12 protein-coding genes are annotated in these 11827 nt (G+C 64.3%); 9 read left to right on the top strand and 3 right to left on the bottom strand.

The window, feature by feature from the left end; translation table 11 throughout:
* Positions 1–4 precede the first annotated feature (4 nt).
* Positions 5–295: a DUF2249 domain-containing protein gene (locus tag M1D44_RS23515; RefSeq protein ID WP_024978368.1), complete on the bottom strand. Its 291-nt coding sequence runs from the start codon at positions 293–295 to the stop codon at positions 5–7.
* 272 nt (positions 296–567) lie between these two features.
* Between M1D44_RS23515 and nirK the strand changes: the two genes are divergently transcribed.
* Genes nirK through M1D44_RS23500 form a run of 3 tightly spaced genes read left to right on the top strand, consistent with a single transcriptional unit; the run spans position 568 to position 3456 of the window.
* Entirely contained in the window at positions 568–2067 is a 1500-nt protein-coding gene (gene nirK / locus M1D44_RS23510) for a copper-containing nitrite reductase (protein ID WP_024978369.1), read from the top strand.
* Between the two features lie 16 nt (positions 2068–2083).
* On the top strand, positions 2084–2875 hold the full coding sequence (locus tag M1D44_RS23505; RefSeq protein ID WP_316852558.1) for a formylglycine-generating enzyme family protein: 792 nt from the start codon (positions 2084–2086) through the stop codon (positions 2873–2875).
* On the top strand, positions 2872–3456 hold the full coding sequence (locus M1D44_RS23500; RefSeq protein ID WP_024978371.1) for an SCO family protein: 585 nt from the start codon (positions 2872–2874) through the stop codon (positions 3454–3456). The genes M1D44_RS23505 and M1D44_RS23500 overlap by 4 nt, the downstream gene beginning before the upstream one ends.
* Before the next feature lie 18 nt (positions 3457–3474).
* Here the strand turns inward: M1D44_RS23500 and M1D44_RS23495 are convergent, their stop codons facing one another.
* Entirely contained in the window at positions 3475–4323 is an 849-nt protein-coding gene (locus tag M1D44_RS23495; protein WP_316852557.1) for a fumarylacetoacetate hydrolase family protein, read from the bottom strand.
* Positions 4320–5102: a GntR family transcriptional regulator gene (locus M1D44_RS23490; RefSeq protein WP_037032125.1), complete on the bottom strand. Its 783-nt coding sequence runs from the start codon at positions 5100–5102 to the stop codon at positions 4320–4322. The genes M1D44_RS23495 and M1D44_RS23490 overlap by 4 nt, the downstream gene beginning before the upstream one ends.
* 215 nt (positions 5103–5317) lie before the next feature.
* Here M1D44_RS23490 and M1D44_RS23485 point away from each other — a divergent pair, with 215 nt between their 5' ends.
* From M1D44_RS23485 to M1D44_RS23460, 6 genes are all read left to right on the top strand, one after another.
* A complete protein-coding gene (locus M1D44_RS23485; protein ID WP_024978374.1) occupies positions 5318–6625 on the top strand; it encodes an MFS transporter in 1308 nt (435 codons plus the stop codon).
* A gap of 166 nt (positions 6626–6791) precedes the next feature.
* Entirely contained in the window at positions 6792–7520 is a 729-nt protein-coding gene (locus M1D44_RS23480) for a maleate cis-trans isomerase family protein (protein ID WP_024978375.1), read from the top strand.
* A 21-nt stretch (positions 7521–7541) separates the two neighbouring features.
* Positions 7542–8957: a dihydropyrimidinase gene (hydA, locus tag M1D44_RS23475; RefSeq protein WP_316852556.1), complete on the top strand. Its 1416-nt coding sequence runs from the start codon at positions 7542–7544 to the stop codon at positions 8955–8957.
* A 30-nt stretch (positions 8958–8987) separates the two neighbouring features.
* Entirely contained in the window at positions 8988–9725 is a 738-nt protein-coding gene (locus M1D44_RS23470) for an aspartate/glutamate racemase family protein (protein WP_316852555.1), read from the top strand.
* A 108-nt stretch (positions 9726–9833) separates the two neighbouring features.
* Positions 9834–10718, top strand: coding sequence for a LysR family transcriptional regulator (locus M1D44_RS23465; RefSeq protein WP_316852554.1), 885 nt, complete (start codon positions 9834–9836; stop codon positions 10716–10718).
* Positions 10719–10864: 146 nt separating this feature from the next.
* Positions 10865–11818, top strand: coding sequence for an AEC family transporter (locus M1D44_RS23460; RefSeq protein ID WP_024978379.1), 954 nt, complete (start codon positions 10865–10867; stop codon positions 11816–11818).
* The last annotated feature ends 9 nt before the right edge of the window (positions 11819–11827 follow it).

Genomic DNA, 11827 nt, shown 5'->3' with positions numbered 1-11827 from the left:
AAATTCAGGCGCCACCACCGCAGCCACCACAGCAGTGGCCGGCGCTGGCGGCAGATGCCACCTTGGTGATGGCAACGCGCCACGTAGCGGGGCCGCGCTCAAGGTAGTCCCAGGAAAACTGGCCCGGGCGCTCGACTTGAAACTGCGACTGCAGCGGGCGCGGATCGTGATCGTTGATCAGCTCCAGGCTCTGACCGATGCCGAGTTCCCCGAAGGCGGAGAAGATCAGCGGATGGCGCTCGCGCGGCGCCAGCACACGGAGGTCGAGCTGGATGGTGGAGGCGGACTGTGTCATGGGGATTCCCTCTGTGGGTGTCGCATCAAAAAGATGCATTAAGGATGCAACTATATTAGTGAGCGGAATCTCCGGCGTTATTGATGTATATCAGATGCTTGTTTTATGGGTATCTTGATGTGGTAAATCACGCCACGACTGGGCTTGCGTGCCACGCGGTGGGGTGGATGTGCCGGACGGGGTCGGTTTTCGTTTGCGCTGTATCAAAGCCCTAATGGCCGCCGGGGCCTAACGTGGAGCGGACGACACCAGACCGATACACGGGGGAAAAAATGAGCCGTCTTCACACCGTCCGCAGCCTGATGCGCGCGGGCTTGATTTCTGTGGTGCTGGGCGCACTGCTTGCGGGCACCGCGGCCCGCGCCGCCAGCACCAAGTTGCCGGGTGACTTCGGGCCGCCGCGCGGCGAGCCGATCCACGCCGTCCTTACGAGTCCGCCGCTTGTGCCACCGGCGGTCCACCGGAACTATCCAGCCAAGGTCATCGTGGAGCTGGAAGTGGTCGAGAAGGAAATGCAGATCTCCGAAGGCGTCAGCTACACCTTCTGGACGTTCGGCGGCACCGTTCCCGGCAGCTTCATCCGCGTGCGGCAGGGCGACACGGTGGAGTTCCACCTCAAGAACCACCCGAGCAGCAAGATGCCGCACAACATTGACCTGCACGGCGTGACCGGGCCGGGCGGCGGCGCAGCATCGAGCTTTACCGCACCGGGCCATGAATCGCAATTCACCTTCAAGGCGCTCAACGAGGGCATCTACGTCTACCACTGCGCCACGGCGCCGGTGGGCATGCATATCGCCAATGGCATGTACGGCCTGATCCTGGTCGAGCCGCCCGAAGGCCTGCCCAAGGTTGATCACGAGTACTACGTCATGCAGGGCGATTTCTACACGGCCGGCAAGTACCGCGAGAAGGGCCTGCAGCCGTTCGACATGGAAAAGGCCATCGACGAACGCCCGAGCTACGTGCTGTTCAACGGTGCCGAAGGTGCGCTCACCGGTGACAAGGCGCTGCACGCCAAGGTGGGTGAAACGGTGCGCATCTTCGTTGGCAACGGCGGGCCCAATCTGGTCTCAAGCTTCCACGTAATTGGCGCCATCTTCGACCAGGTGCGCTACGAGGGCGGCACCAACGTGCAGAAGAACGTGCAGACCACGTTGATCCCGGCGGGTGGCGCGGCGGTTGTGAAGTTCACCGCGCGCGTGCCTGGCAGCTATGTGCTGGTCGACCACTCGATCTTCCGTGCCTTCAACAAGGGCGCCATGGCGATCCTCAAGGTGGATGGCCCGGAGAACAAGCTCGTCTATTCCGGCAAGGAACTGGATTCGGTGTACTTGGGCGATCGTGCCGCACCGAACATGAGCGCCGTCACCAAGGCGACCGAGGCTTCGGTGAGCGGTACCCTGACCGTGCAGGATCAGGTGCAGGCCGGCCGCGCGCTGTTTGCGGGTACTTGCTCGGTGTGCCACCAGGGCAATGGCGCCGGGTTGCCGGGCGTGTTTCCGCCGCTTGCCAAGTCGGATTTCCTGGCGGCAGATCCGAAGCGTGCCATGAACATCGTGCTGCACGGCCTGAACGGCAAGATCAAGGTCAACGGGCAGGAATACGACTCCGTCATGCCGCCGATGACGCAGCTCAATGACGACGAGGTCGCCAACATCCTGACCTACGTGCTCAACAGCTGGGACAACCCCGGCGGCCGCGTGAGCGCGGACGACGTCAAGAAGGTGCGTGCCCAGCCGGCGCCTGCCAAGGCCGTGGCCGAACATTGACCGGATCTGCACGACCATGGGCCGCCTGACCTTGCACCTTGCTGCCATGTTGATGGCGCTGGCTAGCGCTGCCGCACAGGGCGCCGCCTATGTGCGGTTGCCGGGCGGCGACTTCGACAGCGTGCTGCCCCAGAACGCACCGGGGCAGCCGCAGCGGGTGCGCATCGAGCCGTTTGAGTTGCGCACCACCCCGGTCACCATCGGCGAGTTCCAGGCCTTCGTGCAACGTCACGAGGCCTGGCAGCGCGGCCGGGTGCCGCAAGTCTTTGCCGGCAAGGCCTACCTTGCCGACTGGGCCGATGCGACGCACGCCGATGCGCAAGTCTCGCCGCAAGCGCCGGTGACCGGCGTGAGCTGGTTTGCGGCCCGTGCCTATTGCGAAAGCGAAGGCGCGCGCCTGCCGACGTGGCTTGAGTGGGAATCCGCCGCTGCCGCCGATGCCACACGCGCTGACGCCCGCGACGACCCGCAATGGGCGCAACGCATTCTCGGTTGGTACGAACGGCCCGCCACGCGTGTGTTGCCACCCGTTGGCGGCCCAGCGGATGTCCATGGCGTGCGCGATCTGCACGGCCTGATCTGGGAATGGGTCGACGATTTCAACGCACTCTTCATCGCCGGGGACAGCCGCACGCAGGGCGACCCCGACAAGCAGAAGTTTTGCGGCGCCGGTGCCATCAGCATCGTGCGCCGCGACAGCTACGCCGTGCTGATGCGCGTGGCGTTGCTGTCATCACTTGAGGGCGCCGATGCCACGGGAAGTCTTGGCTTTCGCTGCGCCCGATCCATCAATGGAGAACGTCCATGACGCTTCTTAAGCAACTTTGCCGTGCCTTCGTGGCACTCCTGCTAGCGGGTGCCGCCGCAGGCGCGCTTGCCGCCGGGCCCGTCGCTTCGGGCTCGCTGTATCAATCTGACGTGGCGTTGACCGACCAGAACGGCCGCGTCTTCCACCTGGCAGACCTGCGCGGCGAGCCGGTACTCGTGAGCATGTTCTATTCGTCGTGCCAGATGGTCTGCCCGATGATCTTCGAGACTATTCGCGCCACGCTGGCTAAGGGCGGTAAGCCCGCGCACGACGGCGTGCGTGTCCTGATGGTGACGGTCGACCCCGAGCGCGATTCCGTTGCGGCGCTCAAGAAGACGGCCAGCGCGCATGGCGCCGACGACCGCTGGCAAGTCGCCCGCGCAAACGCCAGCGGCACGCGCGAGGTGGCGGCATTGCTGGGCGTGCAGTATCGGCGCTTGGCCGATGGCGATTTCAACCATTCGAGCACGATCCTGCTGCTGGACGCAGAAGGGCGAATCAACGCACGCACCAATACGCTGGGCGCGGTCGATCCGAAGCTGGTCGATGCCATGCGCAAGCTGGTGGCGGTGCAACGCTAAGCGGGCCGCGCCGCCGGTCTAGGCTTTGGTGTAGGCGGCGACCGTCTGCGTCTGCACGCCAAGGCCGTCGATGCCCAGGCGCATGGTGTCGCCGGCGCTGAGATAGCGCGGGGGCTTGGCGCCCATGCCCACGCCGGGTGGCGTGCCGGTGCAAATCAGGTCGCCCGGATGCAGCGTCATGAAGCGGCTGACGTAGCTCACCAGATGGGCCACGCCAAACACCATGGTCGCCGTGTTGCCCCGCTGCGCGCGCTCACCATTGACGTCGAGCCACAGGCCAAGCGCTTGCGGGTCGGGCACTTCGTCACGCGTCACCAGCCACGGGCCGACGGGGCAGAAGGTATCGCAGCCCTTGCCCTTGTCCCAGGTGCCGCCGCGCTCAAGCTGGAACTCGCGCTCCGACACATCGTTCACCACGCAATAGCCGGCAACGTGTGAGAGGGCTTCTTCGCGGGAAACATCGCTCGCCGTCTTGCCGATCACCACACCGAGTTCAACCTCCCAGTCGGTCTTTTCCGAGCCGCGCGGCAGCATGACGGCATCGTTGGGACCGTTCAAAGCGCTGTTGGCCTTGAGAAAGAGGATGGGTTCTGCGGGAGGCGGCAAACCGGCCTCGGCTGCGTGGTCGGCATAGTTCAGGCCGATCGCGATGATCTTGCCGATGCCCGTCCATGGCACACCAAAACGGGTATCTGGCACCACGGGTAAGGCGGCGATGTCTACGCCTGCGAGTTGCACGAGGGCGGCATCGGACAACTCTTGCGGGCCCAGGTCGCCAACCACGCCTGATAGGTCGCGCACGCGGCCTTGCGTATCGATCAGGCCTGGGCGTTCTGCGCCGGGTGCACCCACACGTACGAGTTTCATTGCGCGCCTTTCTTGGGGGCTTCCTCGGTTGATCGGGTAGGGCGTCCGGCCTCGGCCAGGCTGCTTGCCACGACGCTCAGCACTTCCTTGGCCGTGTTCTCCGAGTGCAGGCGCAGCACTTGTGCCAGGCGCGGGCGCCCTGGCTCGCGAAGGGCGGCCATGATGGCTTCGTGTTCTTCGTGCGATTCCTGCCAGCGCAGCGTGTCGGCGTTGGCTGCGCCGCGCGCGCGGTGCACCTTGCTCATCAAGGTCGCATAGATGCCGGCCAGCACGGGGTTGGCCGTGCCATCGATGATGAGCTGGTGAATTTCCTGGTTGATGCGGAAGTACTCGGTGCGTCTGCCCGCCGCATGCGCCTCAAGCATTGCCTGGTGCTTGCGTTCCAGGCGGGCCAGAGCCACCTCGGACAACCGCGCCGCTGCCAGTTCTCCAGCCGTGAATTCCAGCCCATGCAGCGTTTCGAAGGTTGCGCGCAGTTCATCCAGATCGAGCGGGGCGACTCGGTAGCCGATGTACTGGCGATGCAGCACCAGCCCCTCGGCTACCAGCACCTTGAGGGCTTCACGCAGCGGCGTCTTGGAGACATCGAACATTTCACAGAAAGCACGCTCGTCGATGCGGGCGCCGGGCGGCAACTCGCCTTCTTCGATGAGGGTGCGCAGGCGCGAGGCGATTTCGGCTGACATGCCGAGCGTGCGCAGGCGAGAGGATTGGAGCAGTGGTTGGGTCACAGACGTCACCAGAATGGGGAAGATGCACCACAAAAGGCTATCACACACCGATATTGTGCTTTTTGCATTCAATAAAATCAACAACTTACAGATGTTGTAATTACAGATTACGTATCCTATACTCGGCCACGTTGCGCAACACAAACCAATCAAATCGACTCAGGAGGTCGTTTCGGTGGGCGGAGTTGGGGCGGATCGGCGTCAAGACCGACCCCCAAGCCCGTTTTCCGAAACGACTTCGGAGCTACCAGGAGACACGCGTAATGGAAACCACAAGCCCGGCCCCGGCCATGGCGCTAACGGAGACGAAGAGCTCTGTGCGCTGGAAGATTTTCTTGATGATGTTGATGCTGATTTCCATCAACTACGTCGACCGCGCATCGTTGTCAGTCGCCATGCCGTTGATCGCTAAGGAATTCGACATCGGCCCGGCGGCGCAAGGCTTACTGCTGAGTTCGTTCTTTCTGACGTACGCGCTCATGCAGATCCCAGGCGGCATGCTGGCCGACCGCTTCGGGCCGCGTGTGGTGATTGCCGGTGCCACGCTGGGCTGGGGCTTCTTCCAATCCATTGCGGCGCTGTGTACCGGTTGGGTGCCGTTGCTCATCACGCGTCTTGGCCTGGGTGCTGCCGAGGCGCCCATCTACCCCGCCGGGGGCAAGCTCAACGCCATCTGGATGACGCAGAACGAACGCGGTCGCGGTGCAACGCTGCTCGACGGAGGCGCGCCGCTGGGCGCGGCACTGGGCGCACTCATCATCGCTGGGCTGATCGCCGAATTCGGTTCGTGGCGCACGTCGTTCGTGGTGGCCGGTATCGGGACGATGGTGGCGGGCCTCTTCTCGTGGTGGTACATCCGCAACCACCCGCGCGAGCATCCGTCCGTCAATGATGCTGAAGCCTCCTACATCGAGGAGGCACATGCCGCCGACCAGGCCGCCGAACCCGCCGCTGTCAGCGGCAACGTGCTGGACTTTTTCAAGTACCGCTCGGTGTGGGGCATGTTCTTCGGTTGGATGTGCTTCAACGCACTGTTCTACGGGCTCCTGACCTGGATGCCGACCTATCTGTCGAAGGTGCATGGGCTGGACATCAAGGAGATGGGCGGTGCCGTGTTCACCATGTTCTTCTCCGGTTTTGTGGGCGAGATGGTGGGCGGATGGATTGCGGACAAATGGATGGCCACCGGGGCATCGCGAGCCCGGGTGCTGCGCACGCTGTTCGGCGTCGCCTCGGTACTGGCCACGATCGCTATCTACACGGTGGCGCGCTTCAAGGAGCCGGTCGTCGTGGTGGCATTGTTGTCGACCACGCTGTTCTTCCTGCGCTGGTGCGGCCTGTTCTGGTGCATTCCGTCGATCCTGGGAACGCGCAAGCGTGTGGGTTTCCTGGGCGGCACGATGAATCTGGGCGGCAACTTCGCGGGGGTCGGCATGCCGATCATCGTCGGCCTGATCGTGCAGGCGACCGGTTCGTACGACATGGCGCTGATGCTGTTTGCCGCCGCCGGCGCGGGCCTCTTCATCTGCTCGACGCTGCTGATCGACTACAGCAAGAAGCTGCCGGTCTGAGGCGCGATGAACTAACGTCAGCCAACGCCATCTGCAGCGCGCTGCGGCGCGGCGTTTGCTTCCGACTTCTGACGACAAGCTGTAACCGCACTCATCAACATAACAAGCAGGCCCCGATGCCCACACTCGCGTGCGCCGGGGCGCGCAAACCACGAAGAAGACTCCCATGACAAAACGCATCAAGCTCGGCATGCTCACGCCATCGTCCAACACGGCGCTGGAACCCATTACCAGCGCCATGGTGAGCGGCCTGCCCAACGTGAGCGCGCATTTCTCGCGCTTTACCGTGACGGAAATTTCGCTGCGCGACCAGGCGCTGGGGCAGTTCGATCTGGAGAAGATCCTGAACGCCGCCAAGTTGCTGGCCGACGCGCACGTGGACGTGATTGCCTGGAACGGCACGTCGTCCGGCTGGCTCGGCTTTGAGAAAGACGAGGCGCTGTGCCGCCAGATCACGGAAGCCACCGGCATTCCGGCCACCACGTCAGTGCTGGCGCTCAACGAAATCCTGGCCAAAACCGGCGCACGCGATTTCGCACTCGTTACGCCGTATCTGGATGACGTGCAGCAGCGCATCGTGCAGAACTACGCGCGCCACGGTTTCAAGTGCGTGGCCGAGCGCCATCTGGACTTGCACGTCAACCACAGTTTTGCCGACGTGGAAGAAGACACCATCCGCACCCTGGTGCGCGACGTGGCGCAGCAGAAGCCTGCCGCCATCACCACGTTCTGCACGAACCTGCGCGCGGCTCACCTGGTTGAAGCGCTGGAAGCCGAAACGGGCATCCCCGTGTACGACACCATCTCGACCGTCGTGTGGAAATCGCTGCGGCTCGCGGGCGTCGACACGCGCGAGCTGCGCGGCTGGGGCCGCCTGTTCTCGGACGTTGCTTAACGGAATGAGGGAGCGCTAAGCATGTCCACGGAACTCGACCTGGTGATCCGCAATGCGGATGTGGTCACCGCATCCGACCGCTTTAGCTGCGACATCGGTGTGCGCGATGGCCGCATCGCCGTGCTCGGCCACGGCTTGCCGCGCGGCGCGCGAGAGATGGATGCCAGCGGCCTGCTGGCGCTGCCCGGCGGCGTTGATGGTCATTGTCATCTCGACCAGCCCATGCCCGACGGCATGCGCATGGCCGACGACTTCTTCACCGGCACGCGCTCGGCCATCTGCGGCGGCACGACAACGGTGATCCCGTTTGCCGCACAGGAAAAGGGTGGCTCGCTGAAGGCGGCGGTGGCCGATTACCACCGGCGTGCCGAGGGCCGCGCGGTGGCCGACTATGGCTTCCATCTGATCGTGGCCGACCCCACGCCCGAGGTGCTGAAGCACGAACTGCCGGAGCTGATTCGCCAGGGCTACACCTCGTTCAAGGTCTACATGACCTATGACGACCTGAAGCTGTCCGACCGCGAAATGCTGGATGTGCTGGATGTGGCCAAGCAGAACAACGCCCTGGTGATGGTGCATGCGGAAAACGCCGACTGCATTTCCTGGCTGACCGAGAAGCTGGTCGGCGAGGGCCGCATTTCGCCGCGCTTCCATGGCCTGTCGCGCCCGGCTGCCGTGGAGCGTGAAGCCACGCACCGGGCCATCACCTTTGCCGAGCTGGTGGACGTGCCGATCCTGATCGTGCATGTCTCCGGCAAGGAAGCCATCGAGCAGATTCGCTGGGCACAAAGCCGCGGCTTGCAGATCCTGGCCGAGACCTGTCCGCAGTACCTCTACCTGACCGCCGAAGACATGGGCCTGCAAGGTGACGACGGCTACGAAGGTGCCAAGTGCGTCTGCAGCCCGCCACCGCGCGATCCGGAGAACCAGGCAGCCGTATGGCGCGCGCTTGCAGGGGGCGTGTTCAGCGTGTTCTCTTCCGACCATGCGCCGTTCAACTATGACGACCCGGAAGGCAAGAAACTTGGCGGTCAGGCGCAACCGTTCGACCATATTCCCAACGGCGTGCCCGGTATCGAGACACGGTTGCCGCTGCTGTTTGATGGCATTGCGCGCGGCAAGCTGTCGCTGCATCAGTTTGTGGAGCTGACGTCGTATCGCCCGGCACGGCTGTACGGGTTGTACCCACGCAAGGGCACGATCGCCGTGGGCGCCGATGCCGACATCACGCTGTGGGATCCGGAGCGTCGCGTGCGCATCACCAACGCTGCGCTGCATCACGCGGTCGACTACACGCCCTATGAAGGCATTGAAGTGACCGGCTGGCCGGTGCATTGCTTCTCGCGCGGCGAGATGCTGGTCGAAAACGGCAAGTACCTCGAACCGGCGCCGGGGCGCGGGCAGTTCCTGCCGGCGGGCGCGCCGTCGCTGGTTTGACGTTTCTGGTTGGGTTCTCAAAATTTCATCATGCGTATTCTGGTCGTCAATCCCAATATCTCCGAGAGCGTGACGGAGTTGATCCATGCCGAGGCGCGTCGCTCCGCTTCACCCGGCACCACGCTCACAATGGCGACGGCGCCATTTGGCGTGGCTTACATCGAAACGCGCTTCGAAGCACTGGTGGGCGGCTACGCCACTGCGTGCGTCGTCGCCGAACATGCCGGTCGATTCGACGGCGTGGTTGTCGCGGCGTTTGGGGACCCGGGCCTCGCCGGCATCAAGGAGCTGTGCAATGTGCCGGTGGTCGGCATGACCGAAGCGGCGCTGACCAGCGCCTGCCTGCTCGGCCAGCGCTTTTCGATCATCGCCATTTCGAACCGTATCCAGGCGTGGTACCGCGAGTGCGTAGCTGCCAATGGGCTGTCGTCGCGGCTGGCGAGCGTGCGCTCTTTGCAGCAGCCGCTACGCGACATCGGCAGCGTGCAGGAAGACCATGCGGCACGGCTCGAGGAGCTCAGCCTGCAGGCGGTGCGTGAAGACGGCGCCGACGTGATCATCGTGGCTGGCGCACCGCTTGCCGGGCTGGCCCGGACACTCAAGGACCGCATTCCCGTGCCGGTGGTGGACGGCGTCTCCAGCGCCATCCGCCATTGCGAGAGCCTGATCGCGCTTGCCCCGAACGGCGCAGCGGAAGGCAGCTTTGCGCGGCCGCCGCACAAGCCAAACCGCGGCTTGCCTCCTGCGCTGGCTGCGATGCTGGCGTAAGCGGTTTGTCTGACTGCCCTGGAGGGCGGGCCGGCGTGGCCCAGGCGCCCGGCGATGTGGTGAGAGGTACGATGCGCTATCCGCACCCGATCGAACTTCGTATCCGCCATGTCTCTCCGCGCCTTGAGAACGCTCGTTGCCATCGCCCGCCACCGCACGTTTGCGCGTGCAGGCGAGGCCATCGGGCTCACGCAGTCGGCCGTCAGCCTGCAGGTCAAATCGCTGGAAGAGGAGTTCAACGTCCGTCTGTTCGACCGCTCACGCCGCGAGCCCGCGCTGACAGAAGCAGGCCGCATCGTGCTCGCCCAGGCAGAACAGATCCTCGCGCTGTATGACCGCATTCCCGATGCGCTGAGCGATGAGAGGGCGCTGGTCGGGCGGTTGCGCATCGGCGCTATCCAGACCGCGCTATCGGGGCCGCTGCCCAACGCGCTGCTGGCCCTGCGGACGGCGCATCCCGGCCTGCGCGTACACGTTGCGGCCGGCATGTCGGCCGAGCTTGCGCAGCGCGTGGCCGACGGCGAATTGGGCGCCGCAATCACGTCTCACCCTGTGCGGCCGCATCCGGCGGAATTGGTCTGGACAACGCTCTATGAAGACCGCTTCTGGCTGCTCGCCCCCGCGCAATACGCCGAGCACGATGCGCGCGCGCTGCTGACCGAGCTGCCGTTTATCCGCTTTGATGCACAGGCCTGGGCCGGCCGCATGATCGCTTCGGAACTGCGGCGCCTGGGCGTGCGCGTGCGCGAAGAGATGGTGCTCGACAACAAGGACACGATCGTGCGCATGGTGGCAAGCGGATTGGGCGCCGCCGTGGTGGCGCTCTCCGACTCCGAGCTGACGCAATTGCCGCCCATTGCCCGTTTGGCGTTCGGTCAACCGCAATTGCACCGCGCGGTGGTGCTGCTTGAACACCAATCGCGGACCGCACAGCGCTTTACCCAGGCATTGGCCGATGCGGTGGTCGCTTCTGCAATGAGAATTTCTCATTGATTACCAGATAAATAACAATTATTACTGCTATGACTGCGTGATAGCTTGGCGGTGTTCCTGTTTTTCGCCGAGCACCTCATGCCGTTCCGCACGCTCCTCCGTTCCTCCCCCTCATTGCAGGCACGCCACGGTACAGGCGCACGGCCATGACCGCTGCAATCCTGCTCGCTCTGGCGCCGGTTGCGCTTCTGGTGGCGCTCGGCCATTGGCTCAAGCGCTCCGCCTTCCTCGCCGAAACCTTCTGGCCGCAGGCCGAGCGGCTCTGCTACTACGTCCTGTTACCGGCGTTGTTTATGCACGGGCTGGCCACGGCGCACATGCAGTCGCTTCCCGTCCTGCCGCTCGTGCTGACGTTGATTGGCGCGACATTGCTGGTGGCTGCGGCGTTGATGATCGCCCGACCATGGATGCAAGTGGACGGCGCGGCGTTTACCTCGGTGTTTCAGGGGGCCGTGCGGTTCAACAACTACGTAGGCGTGTCGCTGGCCACGGGCATCTTCGGTGCCAAGGGCATTGCGCTGGCGGCTGTATGCAACGCTGCGATTGTGCCGACGGTCAATCTGCTGTGCGTGCTGGTCTTCGCCCGCTATGGCTCGGTGCGCCTCAGTGGGCGTGCGCTGGTGCGTCAGATCGTGACGAATCCGCCGGTGGTGGCCTGCACGCTGGGCATTGCCATGCAGGCGCTGGGGCTGCAGATACCTGTGGCGATCGAGCCTGCGGTGCGTGCGCTCGGGGTGGCGTCCATGCCGCTGGGCCTGTTGTGCGTGGGGGCTGCGCTCAACTTCAGCGGCGTGCGTTCGTGGGCGCGGCCGGTGGTCGTGTCGTCAAGCATCAAATTTCTGGCCATGCCCGTGCTGACGCTGGCCGTTGGCCACGCATTGGGTCTGACCGATGCTGCATTGATCGTGGCGCTGCTGTTCCAGGCGCTGCCCACGGCATCCTCGTCGTACATCATGGCGCGTCAACTGGGCGGTGACGCACCGCTCATGGCCGGCATCACTGCCGCGCAGACGGTGATGGCCGCTGCAGCCATGCCGGCCGTGATGACGCTGCTGGCCCTCACACGCGGATTACCCGAAGGGTTGCTCGCGGCGCTGTGAGCCAGAAGC

The organism is Ralstonia sp. SA306, from assembly GCF_054792405.1.
Note: the sequence above shows the minus strand (reverse complement) of the source record. Positions and strands in the feature narration are given on the sequence as shown.